The organism is Ornithinibacillus jepli (genome assembly GCF_047228935.1).
GTDB lineage: Bacteria > Bacillota > Bacilli > Bacillales > Amphibacillaceae > Ornithinibacillus.
In genome coordinates this window covers 760,182-777,293 of sequence record NZ_JBFEGG010000001.1, presented here as the reverse complement: position 1 = coordinate 777,293, position 17,112 = coordinate 760,182, and the positions used below count along the sequence as shown (strand labels likewise).

Sequence of the window (17,112 nt, the reverse complement as noted above, 5' to 3'; positions counted from 1 at the left end):
AAAACAAGCACCCTGTTTTTATACTTTCTCTTTCATCGTATTTCTACTTATTATTACCTATACGTGTAAGCATTATATGTAAAATTTCATGAAACGTCAAGACTTACGAATCTTGATTAGTTAGTTCTAATTCCTTACCAACTTCTAAGTCAAACAATCCATCCCAATCATCTGATCCAATCATATCTAATTGCGCTTCAATTAACATTCTTAAACGTGTACGGAACACTTTTGCTTGTTTCTTCAACTCTTCTACTTCTATTGAAATTTGACGAGACTTACTTAATGCCTCATTGATAATACGATCAGCATTTTTTTCTGCTTCCTTAATGATTAATTTAGATTCCTTCGATGCATTCCCTTTTAATTCCTCTGCTGTTTCTTGAGCAATTAATATGGATTTATTTAAGGTTTCTTCGATATTGGTGAAATGGCTAAGCTTTTCATTCATTTGCTCAATCTTTTCTTTCATTTCTTTCTTCTCACGAATAACCATTTCATAATCTTTAATAACCTGATCTAAAAATTCATTAACTTCATCTTCATCATATCCGCGAAAACTTCTTGTAAACTCTTTATTATGAATATCAAGTGGTGTTAATGGCATTTGGTTAACCTCCCTATGAATTTTAAAAAAACAATAAGTCCATTATAAGTATACAGTAAAATTCGACAAAAATTATGTATTTCCTGCAATATTTGCTCATTTTTATAGAAAAAATGCAAAAAAACAACTATTTGATACCATTATATATCAAAAAGTTGTTCTTTACTATACTTGTAATAACGCCGTTGTTATTTTTATTTTCTCTTTTTTCGTTTGACCATTGATGGCGATTAGTTTACTCCTACCTTTTCCTCTTAAGGAAATCATATCTCCTTCTCTTAAGGAAAACTTACTATCTTCAACAGTACGATAATTTACCTTAACCAATCCTTTTTGGATAAGTGCTTGGGCATCTTTTCGCGAGATAGAATAAATTTCTTTCAAAATAGTATCAAGTCTTAATGAAGAGACTATTTTTTCAGTTTCAGACCAAATCGGTTCCTGTTCAATTAAATTAGCAAAAGATTTTTCCTCAAATGTAATAGATGATTTTTTTATCGAAGTTAAGTTCATGGAAACATAGGAGGCAATATCTTTATCGACAAGTAGTTGCACTTTACCATTATTGGCAAAGATATCTCCAACTTTTTTCCGTTTCATTCCTAAAGATAAAAAGGCACCTAACACATCTCGATGGGCAATGGAGACGAACTTTTCATGATAGGTAGCTTGTAATAAAGAAATGTTAAAGGAATCCTCTGTGATTACATCATAAAATGGAGCTATAATAGCTCGTTTACGCTCTGAATGCTTTCCGCCACCAAATAAATGGAGTTGTAACTCATCATTTTCTGTTCCGATTAACATTTCTACTATTTGTTGTTCTCTTGGATCTAAAAAGTCCGTTAATCTTGGAATAAAAGAGCGTTCAATTTGTTCCTTCCACGATATTACTTGGTCTATGAAGCCATGCTCCTCTTTACGAAAATGTTGATATATATCCATCCAACTACACTCACAGGTAGATTAGTCTGAAAAGAATATCATATAAAGCAAGAAGCCCTGTTCCAGCTAATTGTAAAACAATAATAGCAACGATAGGGGAGAAATCAATCATACCTAATGGCGGAATAAATTTACGGAACGGCTCCAAATACGGTTCATATAGCTTCGTTAATACTCGACCAAAAGACGATTCCCTAGATCCAGGAAACCATGACATAAATATATAAACAATTAATCCTAGACTATAAATACGTAATGCATAAACTAAAATCTCAAAAAGTGTATTTAGCCACATAGCTTAAGTTACCATCCTTTATTTAATTCTTCTTCTAAAGTCTCTGAAATAGAACCGGAAACATCCATGTTATCCGGTGCACATAAAAACGTTTGTGATCCTAAACGTTGAATAACCCCATTCACAGCATACACAGTACCACTTAAGAAATCCACTATCCGTTTTGCCTCATATGTTTCCAAACGTTGTAGATTAATAACTACTGCCCGTTTATTCACTATGTTATCCGCAATTTGTTGTGCTTCGTCAAATGTTCTCGGTTCATATAGAACTACTTTGGGAGAGCTCGTTTTAACACTTTTTAAGTTGATCACATTATGATTAGGAGGCTGATTTTTAATACTGGGGCTTTCTACAATTTCTTCTTCAACGTATTCATATTCATAGTCATCATCCATAGCAAAAAATGTTTTTAACTTGTTTTTAATACTCATTATTTCACCTCACTATTTACGACCCTACTAATTTAGAGCCAATTCGAATATGGGTAGCACCCTCCATAATAGCAATATCAAAATCATTACTCATTCCCATTGATAAAAATTCACAAGGTGCATGATGAAACTCTTTCTCTCTAATAGTATCGCGTAAGTTACGAAGATTGCGAAAAACATTATGTAATAATTCTTTATCATCTGTATGTGGAGCCATAGTCATTAATCCGACAACTCTAATCTTAGAGTATTCGGAAATCTCCTCCACAAAGGGAAGTACTTCATCTGGACGTAGACCATGCTTAGTTCCCTCTCCACTTACATTTACCTGAATAAAACAATTAATAGTAGATGTAGCACGTTTTTCAATTTCTTTTGCTAATGACAGTCTATCCAAGGAATGTAAATAATCTACCTTATCAATAATGTCTTTTACTTTTCTTGATTGTAAGCTTCCAATAAAATGCCATGTAGCCTTATTTCCAATATAGTTAAATTTTTCTAAGAAGCCTTCATGACGATTTTCACCAAGATTATGTATACCTGCATGGATAGCTTCCATCGTTCTTTCTATTGTAACATATTTCGTTACAGCTATTAGGTTGACATCATCTATATTTCGATTACTATATTTGCATGCTTCTTCCATTTTAGCCTTAATTTCTGTTAAATTTTTTGAAACATCCATGCTAGTGAATACTCCTCCTTACTAACTAACCAGTAAAACCAATAAAACCTAACATTCGACCGGTTTTCCCTTGATCCCGACGATAAGAAAAAAATAAATCCTCATCCCTAAACGTGCAGTAATTTGTTACATCTATATTACTACGAAATATACCAGCTTGTACAAGAATTTCGACATTTAGTTTCTTTAAATCTAATAAATAGTGCTCATTACCTAATGGTGTTAGCACCTCTTTCTGAAATGCTTCTGGAATTCGTTCTTTCACATAATTATCCACTTCATAGTTTTCGTTAGATATACATGGACCGATAGCAACAAGTATGTCCTCAGCATTAGCTCCGACCTCTACAAACTTCTTAGTCATTTCCTCGGCAATCCTTCCAACTGTTCCTTTCCAGCCTGCATGGGCAATTCCGATATATCTAGTTTTTGGATCAAAAAAGAATAATGGAACACAATCAGCAAAAAAAGCAGTACAAAGTATCCCCTTCTCACAAGTGATTAATCCATCTATACCCTTTAAAGAAGACTCTACAAAAGTCGAACCGCTTCCTCGGTCATCATTACTTACAACATAGACTTTTGATTGATGAACTTGTTCTCCGCTCACCCAGTTTTCTAAAGGGAAGCAAAGTGAAGAAGCTAATCTCTCTCTATTCTGCAGAACATCCTCTCTATTGTCAGAAACATGCAATCCTAAATTATTGGAGTGAAATGGTTCCTTACTTACTCCACCATACCTAGTCGTAAATCCTACTGTTAAGTCTGGTGCAATATTCATCCATTTATCAATATGTAGAAATGCTTTATCGTTATACTGGAACACATCTAGCAAAAAAATTCCCCCTGTAACATATTATGAAGTCATTCTAGAAACAATTTAGCCCCATCAACATCTCTTACTAAGATTACATCCGAGCCAATTGTTACGATTTGCTCCCAATATATCATTAATTCATCAGGTTTTCCAAAAAAACCTCCCTTTTTTTCACGTAGGTAAATAACTAGTGCAACAATTCTCCCACGATCCGGGTCAATTTCTAAATCTGAAATATGACCTAACCTTCTTCCGTCATTAATAGCAATTAATTCTTTTGCTTGTAAATCTGATAAAGTTATCATCCGACTCACCCACCCTTACCCTAATATATATGCACTAGACTAGTAGTTCATTCAGATGTCAATGACATAGAAAAAGGAATAGACATATTTGTCTATTCCTTTTAACTTATTCAAACATTTGCTTATTCATTTGACTAATTGCAGCTTTTTCTAGACGAGAAACTTGTGCTTGTGAAATACCGATTTCATCTGCAACTTCCATTTGTGTTTTGCCTTGGAAAAAGCGTTTATTCAGAATCATTTTTTCTCGTTCATTCAATTGATGCATTCCCTCTTTTAAGGAAAGCTTGTCTACCCATGTATCATCTCTATCTTTATCATCACTTATTTGGTCGACAACATATATCGGGTCTCCACCGTCATTATAAATTGGTTCAAATAATGACACTGGATCTTGAATGGCATCCATTGCAAATACTACATCAGAATGAGGAACTCCCATTTCTGCAGCAATTTCAGCTGGAGTAGGTTCTTTGGATGTTTTATTAATTAACTTTTCTCTAACTTGTAGTGCCTTATAAGCAATATCTCTTAAAGATCGAGAAACGCGAATCGGGTTGTTATCCCGTAAATATCTACGAATTTCACCAATAATCATCGGTACTGCATAAGTAGAAAATCTAACATTATGACTTAAATCAAAATTATCAATTGATTTCATTAGTCCGATACAACCAACTTGAAATAGATCATCTACATATTCACCCCGATTATTGAATCGTTGAATGACACTTAGTACTAAACGTAGATTACCATTTACTAGCTCTTCTCTTGCGTGGATATCTCCCTCTTGCATTTTAATAAATAACTTTCTCATTTCTTCATTTGTTAAAACAGGTAATTTAGATGTATCCACACCACAAATTACAACTTTATGTCTAGTCATTCTGTACCCTCCCAGTTGGAGATGCTGTTCATGGACAGTATCTCCTAGGAAGGGAAAATTTATGCAATTAGAATCATCGTTTTAGAAGGTATAACCCGCCTGAAATAGTTATATATCAAGCTATACCATCTTATTAAATTCTTTTTTTAGTCTTCGAATTATTTTCTTCTCTAAACGCGATATATAGGATTGGGAAATGCCTAACATATCTGCAACATCCTTTTGTGTTTTTTCTTCTTCTCCAACTAGGCCAAAACGTAATTCCATGATTTGTTTCTCTCTATCATTAAGTTGTGATAATGCATTCTGTAATAAATGCTTATCAACCTTTGTTTCTAAATTTTTCGTAATAACATCCTCTTCTGTACCTAGTACATCGGATAATAGTAATTCATTACCATCCCAATCAATATTCAACGGTTCATCAAATGAAATCTCAGATTTTAGTTTATTATTTCTCCTTAAGTACATTAAAATCTCATTCTCAATACACCTAGAAGCATATGTAGCAAGCTTTATTTTCTTTTCAGGGTTAAATGTATTTACTGCCTTAATTAAACCAATAGTACCAATACTAATTAAATCTTCAATATTTATACCAGTGTTCTCAAACTTACGTGCAATATATACGACTAATCGTAGATTTCGTTCGATTAGAACGGACCGGGCTGAAGAATCACCTTTTGTTAACAAAACAAGGAGTTCACTTTCCTCTTCCTTCGATAATGGTGGAGGTAAAGCTTCACTACCACCTATATAGTAAATTTCTTTTGGTTTAAACCCTAATCTAGCTAATAATTTATACCACCAAATACGAAATTTTAATTTCAATTTTTCCATTTGTATCGCTCCTTTTTTGTTATGCTGAATGAATAGTTGCTAATTTAATAATTTCGGGATGGAGTAAACAATGGTACCGTTTGTCATCAGTTAAATTTGAAAATTGTATTCCGATTAAAAGCTTCGTAGCAACAATTTGCTGCTCTTCATAAGTAATGGAAAGTTTTTCGGGTTTAAGCGCAAACAAAAAGTTGCTCTTTCCTTCAACACCATGGAACGGAACTACTTGAATATATTTCTCCCAATTTATAGGAATGCTTTCTACATTTAGCTCTTCATAAGCTCGTTTTAACTGATCCCATTCATTCTGGTCAAACCATTGTTTCAAAAAAGTTTCATCACATATAACAACAGGCTTTTTCGTTAATGGGTCTGTTAATTGATTACCACTATCGATAAATCCAGTAGTAGAGCAACTTTTCTTATTTATTGTTATCGTGACGTTATAAATTTGGTCATAGCGTATTTTTTCTATTACGTGCTTGTCCATACGACCCTTCGTGAACAAATAAGCAATTGGAAAACCAATAATCATAAATAGCCAACTAACCGGATCGCCATATCCAGAACTAAATGTTAGTAGGCCATTAGTGGAAAGAGAAATTGGATGTTGTAATAAAAAATGTGCTCCAAACAATGCCCCACCAACAGCAAAGGAGACAAAGTAAAACAATAAAAATTGCTTTATCATTTGTTTTACAGAGATAAAACGGAATGTAACCAAGATGATAAGAATAGAATATAGTATCTTACCGAACACCGTAGAGATATAGGTGTTTGGAAAATATAGAGTAATTGGCACAATTAAAGACGCAATAAAGGCCCCAAAAACTAATCTTCTTTTTGATGTATACTCTCGCCCAAGTGCTTGAGTTAACATCAAGAGCATAAAATCCAAAAGAAAATTTAATACCCAAACTGCGTCAAGGTAAATGGTCATACTTTTCTTCCTTTCTAAGGTACCAAGAAAGTATTTTACTATGTCATTTAAGGAATTCACTCCTTACTTATATAGGTTCGCTCATGAGAAAACTTTTTAGAATGTATTGAAGATGAAGTATAAAAAGAAGTATAAACTAGTCATAAAGCGAAGTCTGTCACTTCTTGTATGCAAAAATAAGCTTATTTCAACTAGTTATGTCGAGGGCTTTCGAGAGGGGAAAAATAGTTTTTCTAGATTATTTTTCTAAGTTGTAATGGCCATACTGGTTCTAAATTTATGTACAAAACAAAAAACGTATAGCCATTAAATGACTATACGTTCTATCTAATTTATTTTATCGGTTTCGATTTCTGTTTCGTAGGAATGTGGGAATGTCGAGTACTTCTTCTTCTTGACGAGGACGAGCTTGTTGATCTTTTGCTACATCTTCTGGCATTCTAGTTGCAGCTTGTTGTGTTTGATTTACAACTGGACGTTGTCTTGTTGGTTGCTCAACCTTTTTCGTTTCATCAAATCCAGTAGCAATTACAGTCACGATTATCTCATCTTTTAAGTCTTCATTAATGACAGAACCAAAGATAACATTAACCTCTTCATCTGCAGCATTCGTAACAAGGTCAGCTGCTTCTTGAACTTCATAAAGACTTAAGTTAGTACCACCAGTTATATTCATAAGAATGCCATGCGCTCCATCAATAGAAGTTTCTAATAACGGAGATGAAATAGCCTTTTTAGCAGCTTCTGTAGCACGATTTTCACCAGTAGCAACACCAATACCCATTAAAGCTGATCCTTTATTGAACATAATTGTTTTAACATCAGCAAAGTCAACATTAATTAAACCTGGCTTTGCGATTAAATCTGAAATACCTTGAACACCTTGACGTAATACATTATCTGCTTCTCTAAAAGCTTCAAGCATCGGTGTATTCTTATCTACAATTTCAAGAAGGCGATCATTTGGGATTACAATCAATGTATCTACATTATTTTTTAATGCATCGATTCCAGAAACAGCTTGATTGGATCTTCTTTTTCCTTCAAATGAAAAAGGACGTGTTACAACACCAACCGTCAATGCACCTAAGTCTTTAGCAATCTGTGCAATGACAGGTGCAGCACCTGTTCCCGTTCCGCCACCCATTCCAGCAGTTACAAAAATCATATCGGCACCTTGAAGTACTTCTTCTAACTGTTCTTTACTTTCTTCTGCAGCCTTTTTACCAACTTCAGGATTCGCACCAGCACCAAGTCCTCTAGTAAGCTTACCACCAATTTGTAATTTCGTTTCAGCTTTTGATAAATTCAATGCTTGTGCATCCGTATTAACTGCTATAAATTCAACACCTTCAACACCGTGGTCAATCATGCGGTTAACAGCGTTATTTCCGCCACCACCGACACCGATAACTTTAATTGTAGCTAATTGGTCAATACTTGTATCAAACTCTAACATTTTCGTTCCTCCTAATATGCTAATTACAAGATTTCTAGAAGCTAATTTTAATGTGGGAACGCTGATTAATCGAAGAAATACTTTAATAAATTAGCAATTCCAGACTCTTTTTTATTGTTTTCATTAACTGTAGTTGTTTTTGCAGGTTGTTTCTTCATTCTTTTTGCTTTTGGTTCTTCCATTGATGCCGTAATGGCAGGAAATAAATCCTTGCCTTGAATCTTTGCATTATGATAAGCAAATTGTAAAGTTCCAACACCTGCTGTATATTGAGATTCTCTCACTCCAATGTAATCCGGTATAGCAATTCGAACATTTGCTTGGAATACATCTCCCGCAAGCTCTAGAGCTCCTGGCATCTTCATTGTACCACCAGTTAAAACATATCCCCCTGGCAATTCATGAAAGCCCATTCTGCGGATTTCTCGCTCAGCATAGGCAAAAATCTCTTCTAGTCTCGCCTCAATCATATCGGCTATTTGAAGTTGATTAAAACTCTGTTTTGCGTTGCTTCCAATGATGGATGCTTCAAACACTTCATCTTCATGAGCATCATTATAAAAAGCATGACCATGGTTTAACTTGATGTCTTCAGCTTCCTCAGTAGTTGTTCTAAGTCCTATAGATAAATCTTTCGTAATGTTATCTCCACCAAGAGGAACTACACTAGTTGAAACTATATGGTCATTTTCAAAAACACTTACAGTAGTACAACCTCCACCAACATCAATTAACGCTACTCCTAAGTTTTTCTCATCCTTAGATAAGGCCACAGTACCTGCTGCAAGTGGTTGTAAACATATGTCAGCCACTTTTAAGTTAGCACGTTCAACACATTTTAGGATGTTATGTAATACTGTTTTAGAACAAGTGATAATAGTACCTTCCATTTCTAACCGAACACCTATCATACCTCTTGGATCGGTAATTTCATCAAGTCCATCTACTATAAATTGTTTTGGAATAACATCAATTATTTCTCTTTCTGGTGGGATTGAGATTACTTGAGCACCATCAATTACACGTTTTACATCTTCATTTGTAATTTCGCGATTTTCACTCTGAACAGCTACTACCCCGTGGCATGGTTGTAATTGAATATGATTTCCACTAATGCCAACTACCACACTATCTACCTGCATTCCTACCATTCGTTCTGCTTGTTCCACAGCATTACGAATAGAGTGAACGGTTTGATCGATATCTACTATAGCACCTTTTTTCATACCATTTGATTGTGCTGTACCCACGCCAATAATGTTTAATGAATCATTTAAAACTTCACCAATAATTACTTTAATTTTTGTTGTACCTATATCAAGACTGACTAGTATGTCATTGTTGTTCAACAAAGGCACCTCCTATTTCAGAAGCATCAAAAAACAAACTATATTTTCTTAATGCGAAGATTATTTCATTAAATTTATTAAACTATACTATAATCTATTATTTTAAAGGATTTTCTTCAAAAAAGAAATATATATTAGATATTTCTCTCGAAAAACTATTACTATTTTAATAGAGTCGCCAACAAGCTACAAAAAAAGTAAACCTTATCTCCTATTCGACACCATCAGTTGTAATAATTTCTTCTTCTTTTATTTCTTGATTGAATGGTTCAAAATAGGCACCAACACCTATGTGGATAATACCTTCACTTTCCGGTTCAAGTTGGGAAGCGATGGATGGATATACTTTCATCTTTTCAGAGAAATCTCGGATGGAAGACTCAACCATAAAACCATCACTCATATAAAGCGTAATCACATTTTTATTTTTATCAGTAGGTGTCCAGTGAACCTCAGATATAATGTTTAAAATATTTTTCGGTAGTTCACTCAATTCTTTAGCCATGTCAACAAAAATATTATCTTGGGTGAAGTTCACTAGTAAAGGAGCATCTCCTGATAAGCGCTCTTTTTTACTATCAGAGAGTACGGCACCATTACTTAAAATTGGATAGTATTCATTTTGCTTCTTTATGTAACCAATTCTTTCATACTCTACTAAATGAATTTCAACTGTCCACGGAAGCTTTGTTTCTACTGTAACAGTGTTTATTAATGGATTGAGTTCAAGAGTTTGAATAATTTCCTCTTTTTTTATTGTCCATATATTAGTATCTTTTGTGATACCACTCAGATCAATAACTTCATCTTCATGATAATAAGAATTACCCGTAACAACTATTGTTTTAACATGGCTTAATGGTGACTGAAGATAGACAATGATACCTATTAAGAAGAAAAAAATAGATAGGTAAAATACAAGGCGTCTGTTTGCCTTCTTTTTACGGGCTTGTTTCAACTTTGGTATTCTATCCTCTATTGAAACAATCTTTTCTTTTTTCATCCCTATTCTTTCCTTTATATAAAATTAACACATGAAAACGGCATACTAGATGCCGTTAATTCTGAGTTAAATAGATTATAACATAACATGTCCAAAAACATATAGTACACAAACAAATAGATTGACATTAAAAAATTCCCGATTACTAATCTATACTCTAGAGCTTTTGCTAATATTTAATAATATACCAACAGAGCATAGCGTCAGCGTTAAAGATGAACCACCATAACTTAAAAATGGTAAGGTTATACCAGTAACGGGTATAAGACCAATTACAACACTAATATTAATCATTACTTGAACGACTAACATAGATACGATTCCTAAAGCTAAAAATCTGCCAAACGCATCAGGTGCTTCAATTGCTACTCTAATTCCACGCCAAAACAATAGAACAAATAATAAAAGTAGAATAGAACCACCAATAAAACCAAGTTCCTCACCTAATATGGCAAAGATAAAATCCGTCTGTGGTTCAGGTAGGTAGAAGTACTTCTGTAAACTATTCCCCAAACCAACACCCATTAAACCACCTGGACCAATCGCATATAATGATTGAATTATTTGAAAACCATCGCCTAAAGGGTCTTCCCAAGGGTTTAAAAAAGCTGTAATTCTACTTATACGATAGGGTGCCGAAATGATAAGAAGTGCAAAACCGACTAAACCCAATATAGCCAGTCCGACAAAATGTGAAATTCTAGCTCCAGCAACAAATATCATAATCATACAAGTTAATACAAGTACCATGCCTGTACCTAAATCAGGCTGTAGCATGATTAAACCAAATGAAGTAAAAACAAGAATCAACGCTGGAAAAAATCCTTTTTTAAAAGAGGTGATATATTTCTGATTTACGGAGAGATAAACTGATAAAAAGATTATAAGTCCTAGTTTCATAAATTCGGAAGGTTGTATACTGAATGCACCAACTCCAATCCAGCTTTGAGCTCCACCACGAACTAATCCAACGCCTGGAATAAGTACGAGTAACAATAAGATGAAACAAACTAATAATATAATTTTTGAATATTTTGCCCAGTTACTATATGGAATGTACATAAAAAAGAACATACCCGCTACTCCAACACCAGCAAATAGTAATTGTCTTTTTACAAAATATAAAGAATCCGCATATTTATACTCAGCCCATATATAAGAAGAACTGTACACCATTACAATTCCAATTATTAATAATAAAATGATGACACTAAACAAGAAATAGTCTGGCCTGTCCTTAATTGACATCTCTTTCTTGAACATAAAGAAACACCCCTTACTTCTATAGTGAATTAGGGGCGTTCATTTATTTGTTATACAAGCCCCTACTTTATTGTATGCACGGCTTGTATAAACATGTCTCCTCTTTCTTCAAAGGTCTTATATTGATCCCAACTCGCACAGGCAGGTGATAATAATATAACATCGCCAGATTCCGAAATTTCATAAGCCATTTGTGCTGCATCTTGCACATCTTGAGCAATTTTTATGATATGAACTCCTGCTCTTTCTGCAACATCCTTTAATTTATCCGCAGTTTGACCGAACAAGACCATGGCCTTTACATGGGATAAATAAGGAATTAAATCATCAAATCCATTTCCACGATCAAGTCCACCAGCTAGTAAAATTATTGGCTGTTTAAAAGCTTTTAATGCTTTCTGTGTTGCAAGAATATTAGTTGCTTTAGAGTCGTTATAAAATAGACGTCCATTTATTTTTTCTACGAATTGAAAGCGATGTTTAACTCCCGCAAATGTTGAAAGTACATCATAAATACCTTGATTACTTGCACCACTTAATTTGGCTGCACTAACTGCTGCGAGAATATTAGACAAATTGTGTTCACCTACTAGGACAATATCATTTAAAGACATGACTTTTTCTTCTTTAAAATATAGAGATTCTCCATCAACCCATGCTCCTGTTTCTAATTTCATCGAAACAGAAAATGGTACTTTTTTTGATTTAGCATTGCTACTAACATCTACTACATTTGGTTCATCTGCATTATAAATAAGGTAGTCGTCTTCTCCTTGATTCCGGAAGATATTTGCCTTTGCTTCTTTATAGTTTTCCAATGTTTTATGGTAGTCTAAGTGTGCTTCAAATATATTAAGTAATACAGCAATTTTGGGCTTGAATTTTTGAATACCCATTAATTGGAATGACGAAAGTTCTAAAACCATCTTTTCATCCGATTCCAAATTTCTAGCGATATCTGTTGCAACGATACCAATATTTCCTGCGAGCTTTACACGCTGTTTACTTTTCTCCAGCATCTCATATATAAGCGTCGTTGTTGTCGTTTTACCATTGGATCCAGTTATACCAATTATTGTTCCTTTAGCTAATAATCCAGCTAACTCAATCTCTGTAATTATTGGAATCTCTCGCTCTTGTGCAGCTTGTAAAATTATATTTTCATATGGTATTCCTGGGTTTTTTACTATTAGGTCAATATCATCTAAAACATTAATCGGATGTGAGCCAACAATTACCTCAGCACCTAATGATTGTAAATACTGTACAGGCTCATCATCTTCCTTTGCTTTTAAATCATTAACTCGAACACTAATACCATTCTCAAGAAGAACCTTGCCTGCAGCAGTGCCACTTTTGGCTAGTCCTAACACAAGCACACGGGAATACGGAAAATCAACTAATTTATTCAACCTAACCACACCTCGATGTATATACCAAGAGCAGCAAAAACAAGACCCATAGACCAGAAAGTAGTTACAACTCTCCATTCAGACCAACCTACTAATTCATAGTGGTGGTGTAATGGACTCATTTTAAATACCCTTTTGCCGGTAGTTTTAAATGATATAACTTGAATAATAACGGACAAAGTTTCCATTACAAAAACTCCACCGATAATTACTAATAAAATCTCTAATTTTGTTAAAATTGCAACTGCTGCAATCGCACCACCAAGTGCAAGTGAGCCAGTATCTCCCATGAAGACTTTAGCCGGATGTGCATTAAATACTAAGAATCCTAATAATGCACCGACTACTGCTAATGAAAAGATTGCAACTTCAACTTGTGGATTACCATACCATGCTAGAATTCCAAAGGCACCAAAGGCAATTGCTGCTGTTCCTGATAATAATCCGTCAAGACCATCTGTTAAATTAACCCCATTCGAAGCTCCTACTAGCATAAATACAATTAATATTGCATAACCGATTCCAAGATCCCACTGAATATCTGTTCCTGGTATTTGAATATATGTTGGGAATCCTTGGTTCTTTAATATAATATAAAAAATTATAGCAATAATGACTTGGCCTAACATTTTTTGTTTAGAGGTTAAACCTAAATTTCTCTTCAAAGCAACTTTTATAAAATCATCTAAAAAGCCTAGGAAACCATAACCTAAAATAACAAATAATAATAATCCTAATTCGTAGCCAATCCCACCATATTTACTTGCCATTATTATAGAAGTTATAACAATACTTAGTACAATCATTAGCCCCCCCATTGTTGGGGTACCAGTTTTTTTCATATGAGACTTAGGTCCCTCTTCCCGTATGCTTTGTCCAAACTTTAAACGTCTTAAAAAAGGGATTAAAATTGGAGACAACAGGACGGTAATAAGAAATGCTATAGCTATTGTTATTACTAGTCCAAGAATATTCACGATATTTCCTCCTTTATTACCAACCGTCCAACCATTTTTCCTAATTATTTCAATTTATCTATAATAGATTCTAGCTTCATACCTCTTGAGGCTTTAAATAAAATTAATGTTTCATTATTTAAATGCTTCTTAAGCTCATCAAGTACTTCTTCTTTTTGCTCAAAATGTTTTACAACTAATTGTGGATATTCATTTCGAACAATATCACTTATTACTTTTGAGTCTTCTCCAACTGTATACAAATGAGCAATGGTATCATCTATGACTTCTGCTACTGCCTTATGCATACTCTTTGATTGTTCACCTAATTCATATATATCCCCGAGAACTAATATTTTCGTAGGAATGCCTTCCAGTTGTTTAACTACTTCAATTGCTGCCATCATAGAAGTAGGTGAGGCGTTATAAGCATCATTAATGATGGAAACACCGTTAATACCCGTTAACATTTCAAAACGCATCCCAGTTAGTTTAAGAGATTTTAAAGCATGCTGAATTTCCTCTTTTTTGATTCCTACTAGTTCACCTAATACAATACCAAAGCTTGCGTTTTTAGCATTGTGAGCTCCTAGTAATGATACCGTGTACTGAACCCCATCGGAACCTGTAAAAGAGGTCTTTGTTTTCTTTAATTCAATATCAGATATAATAAAATCATTATGTTCATGAAATCCAACTTTTACAACATTATGATAATCATGTACATGGGATAACAATGGTTCATCCCCATCTATAATTAATTTACCATGTTTTTGAAGTCCACTCATTATTTCTAACTTCGCCTTAGCAATTCCTTCTCTTGAACCTAAATATTCTATATGTGATTCACCGATATTTGTAATAATTGCATAATCAGGCTTAGCAATACGGGATAGTAGCTCAATTTCACCAAAACTACTCATCCCCATTTCCAATACAAGTAGTTCCGTATCTCGTTTCATTGATAAAATTGTAAACGGTAAACCAAATTCGTTATTGAAATTACCATCTGTGTAGTGAGTTCTAAATTTTTCTTTACCAATTGAAGCAATGATATCCTTTGTAGTAGTTTTTCCGTTAGAGCCAGTTACGCCGACAACAATTGGGTTAACATCATCACGATAACAGCTAGCTAAATGTTGTAATGCTTTGGTCGTATCTTCAACAAAGATTAGCAAAAATTCATCTGGTAATCCTACTGGGACCTCTTTACTTTTGTCCCAGAAGGATGCTATTGCACCATTTTCAACTGCTTGCTCTATGAATTCGTGACCATCCAGCCTTTCTCCAATCAACGGAATAAATAACGCGTCTTCTGATTTCAACCGGCTATCTGTAAAATAGCTTTTTATTTCTTTATTTCCTTCAACGTTCCCTTTCACATTAGGAAAAATATTGATTAGCCAATTTACTGTAAATAACATATTTAATTCTCCTTAAGTAATAGTGCTTCTTTTGCCACTTCACGATCATCAAAATGATACTTAGTATGGCCAATTTGTTGATATGTTTCATGTCCTTTTCCAGCAATTAAAATAATATCATCTTCTACCGCTTTATCAATAGCATGATGAATAGCTTTCCTACGATCAATTATAATTTGATAATTATTTTCTTCACACGTCAATCCACTTATCATATCATCAATAATAATCTGAGGATCTTCTGTACGAGGATTATCTGAAGTAAAAATCGCTTCGTCGGCATATTTTAACGCAATTTTTGCCATTAATGGTCTTTTCGTTCTATCACGGTCACCACCACATCCAATCACTACATAAACCTTCTTCCTAGAAAATTCACGAATTGTAGTTAAAACATTTTCCAGGGAATCGGGCGTATGTGCATAATCGACTATGACAGAAAACGATTGTTTGTGTGTCACTAACTCAAAACGGCCATTCACACCAGGAATAGTTTCTAAGGCACCTTTAATTACACGTAAAGGAATTCCGTATGACAGTGCAGCCGCACTTGCTGCTAACATATTGGATACATTAAACTTTCCAATTAATTTGCTTCTTACTTCAGTATTTCCATTTGGTGTACATAATAAAAACGTTGTCCCCATTGGAGTCAATTGGATTGATTTAGCCATAATCATTGCATCATGATCAATACCATACGTCATAACCGACTGAGCAGTAGATCGGATAAGCTTCTTACATGCAGGATCGTCTAGGTTGATAATAGCAAATTTCCGTTTATTCGGATGATAGCTGTTGCCTAATTGTGCAAATAAAAGACTTTTAGCACGTAAATAATCATCCATAGAATCATGATAATCTAAATGATCTTGCGATAAATTAGTAAATATAGCTGTATCAAAGTCGCATCCATAAACTCTGCCTTGATCTAAAGCATGTGATGAGACCTCCATTATTACTTGTTCTACTCCATAATCGATCATTTTTCGTATCGTACTTTGTAAAAATAATGCATCAGGTGTTGTATTGTCCACTGGATAAACATCTTCCCCAATTTTCATCTGAATGGTTCCTATTACACCTGTCTTCTTACTAAACTGATTAAATATCATCTCTAATAGGTATGTAACAGTAGTTTTTCCATTTGTACCTGTCACGCCAATTAATGGAATTTCATTTGAGGGGAAATTGAAAAACTGTGCCGAAGCCATTGCTAGAAAGCGGACCGTATCTTCCACTATGATAACTGGTACAGATGCGTTGATATCCCTTTCGGCAACGATAACACTTGCACCCTTTTCAATAGCTTCCTCTACATAATCATGTCCATCAACTGTAAATCCATTAATGCAAACAAACATATCTCCATTTGTAATCTCTCTTGAATCCATTTTTATTGCGTTAATTTCTAAGTCGTAAAGTGCAGAGAATTGATTAGCGAATGGATGAAAAGAAAGAATTTGCTTTAATTGCATAAAGACATCTT

18 protein-coding genes and 1 other annotated feature (1 of these 19 cut by a window edge) are annotated in these 17,112 nt (G+C 34.1%); all 18 genes read right to left on the bottom strand.

Annotated elements, in window-relative coordinates; translation table 11 throughout:
* Window positions 1-45, bottom strand: a binding site (T-box leader); it reaches 184 nt to the left of the window's first position.
* A gap of 58 nt (window positions 46-103) precedes the next feature.
* On the bottom strand, window positions 104-607 hold the full coding sequence (locus AB1K81_RS04070) for a DivIVA domain-containing protein (RefSeq protein ID WP_412975370.1): 504 nt from the start codon (window positions 605-607) through the stop codon (window positions 104-106).
* Window positions 608-772: 165 nt separating this feature from the next.
* Window positions 773-1,552, bottom strand: a complete 780-nt coding sequence (locus AB1K81_RS04065; protein WP_412975369.1) for a YlmH family RNA-binding protein — start codon at window positions 1,550-1,552, stop codon at window positions 773-775.
* Between the two features lie 10 nt (window positions 1,553-1,562).
* The gene (locus tag AB1K81_RS04060; RefSeq protein WP_412975368.1) at window positions 1,563-1,847 is read right to left on the bottom strand and encodes a YggT family protein; all 285 of its coding nucleotides are present in this window, start codon (window positions 1,845-1,847) and stop codon (window positions 1,563-1,565) included.
* An 8-nt stretch (window positions 1,848-1,855) separates the two neighbouring features.
* Window positions 1,856-2,281 (bottom strand): cell division protein SepF, encoded by a 426-nt coding sequence (locus tag AB1K81_RS04055; RefSeq protein ID WP_412975367.1) that lies wholly within the window; start codon window positions 2,279-2,281, stop codon window positions 1,856-1,858.
* Between the two features lie 16 nt (window positions 2,282-2,297).
* Window positions 2,298-2,969, bottom strand: coding sequence for a YggS family pyridoxal phosphate-dependent enzyme (locus AB1K81_RS04050; protein WP_412975366.1), 672 nt, complete (start codon window positions 2,967-2,969; stop codon window positions 2,298-2,300).
* A gap of 25 nt (window positions 2,970-2,994) precedes the next feature.
* The gene (gene pgeF, locus AB1K81_RS04045; RefSeq protein WP_412976113.1) at window positions 2,995-3,795 is read right to left on the bottom strand and encodes a peptidoglycan editing factor PgeF; all 801 of its coding nucleotides are present in this window, start codon (window positions 3,793-3,795) and stop codon (window positions 2,995-2,997) included.
* Between the two features lie 38 nt (window positions 3,796-3,833).
* The gene (locus AB1K81_RS04040) at window positions 3,834-4,091 is read right to left on the bottom strand and encodes a YlmC/YmxH family sporulation protein (protein ID WP_412975365.1); all 258 of its coding nucleotides are present in this window, start codon (window positions 4,089-4,091) and stop codon (window positions 3,834-3,836) included.
* A gap of 106 nt (window positions 4,092-4,197) precedes the next feature.
* Window positions 4,198-4,977, bottom strand: coding sequence for an RNA polymerase sporulation sigma factor SigG (gene sigG, locus AB1K81_RS04035; protein ID WP_412975364.1), 780 nt, complete (start codon window positions 4,975-4,977; stop codon window positions 4,198-4,200).
* A 120-nt stretch (window positions 4,978-5,097) separates the two neighbouring features.
* Window positions 5,098-5,817: an RNA polymerase sporulation sigma factor SigE gene (gene sigE / locus AB1K81_RS04030; protein WP_412975363.1), complete on the bottom strand. Its 720-nt coding sequence runs from the start codon at window positions 5,815-5,817 to the stop codon at window positions 5,098-5,100.
* A gap of 19 nt (window positions 5,818-5,836) precedes the next feature.
* Window positions 5,837-6,757: a sigma-E processing peptidase SpoIIGA gene (gene spoIIGA, locus AB1K81_RS04025; protein WP_412975362.1), complete on the bottom strand. Its 921-nt coding sequence runs from the start codon at window positions 6,755-6,757 to the stop codon at window positions 5,837-5,839.
* Window positions 6,758-7,094: 337 nt separating this feature from the next.
* The gene (gene ftsZ, locus AB1K81_RS04020; RefSeq protein WP_412975361.1) at window positions 7,095-8,216 is read right to left on the bottom strand and encodes a cell division protein FtsZ; all 1,122 of its coding nucleotides are present in this window, start codon (window positions 8,214-8,216) and stop codon (window positions 7,095-7,097) included.
* 65 nt (window positions 8,217-8,281) lie between these two features.
* The gene (ftsA, locus tag AB1K81_RS04015) at window positions 8,282-9,565 is read right to left on the bottom strand and encodes a cell division protein FtsA (protein WP_412975360.1); all 1,284 of its coding nucleotides are present in this window, start codon (window positions 9,563-9,565) and stop codon (window positions 8,282-8,284) included.
* Window positions 9,566-9,776: 211 nt separating this feature from the next.
* Entirely contained in the window at window positions 9,777-10,568 is a 792-nt protein-coding gene (locus AB1K81_RS04010) for a cell division protein FtsQ/DivIB (RefSeq protein WP_412975359.1), read from the bottom strand.
* Window positions 10,569-10,718: 150 nt separating this feature from the next.
* Window positions 10,719-11,831 (bottom strand): stage V sporulation protein E, encoded by a 1,113-nt coding sequence (gene spoVE / locus AB1K81_RS04005; RefSeq protein WP_412975358.1) that lies wholly within the window; start codon window positions 11,829-11,831, stop codon window positions 10,719-10,721.
* Window positions 11,832-11,893: 62 nt separating this feature from the next.
* Entirely contained in the window at window positions 11,894-13,243 is a 1,350-nt protein-coding gene (gene murD, locus AB1K81_RS04000) for a UDP-N-acetylmuramoyl-L-alanine--D-glutamate ligase (protein ID WP_412975357.1), read from the bottom strand.
* Window positions 13,240-14,220, bottom strand: coding sequence for a phospho-N-acetylmuramoyl-pentapeptide-transferase (gene mraY / locus AB1K81_RS03995; protein ID WP_412975356.1), 981 nt, complete (start codon window positions 14,218-14,220; stop codon window positions 13,240-13,242). The genes murD and mraY overlap by 4 nt, the downstream gene beginning before the upstream one ends.
* Window positions 14,221-14,264: 44 nt before the next feature.
* Window positions 14,265-15,623: a UDP-N-acetylmuramoyl-tripeptide--D-alanyl-D-alanine ligase gene (locus tag AB1K81_RS03990; RefSeq protein WP_412975355.1), complete on the bottom strand. Its 1,359-nt coding sequence runs from the start codon at window positions 15,621-15,623 to the stop codon at window positions 14,265-14,267.
* Window positions 15,624-15,625: 2 nt separating this feature from the next.
* A complete protein-coding gene (locus AB1K81_RS03985; RefSeq protein WP_412975354.1) occupies window positions 15,626-17,101 on the bottom strand; it encodes a UDP-N-acetylmuramoyl-L-alanyl-D-glutamate--2,6-diaminopimelate ligase in 1,476 nt (491 codons plus the stop codon).
* Between the last annotated feature and the right edge of the window lie 11 nt (window positions 17,102-17,112).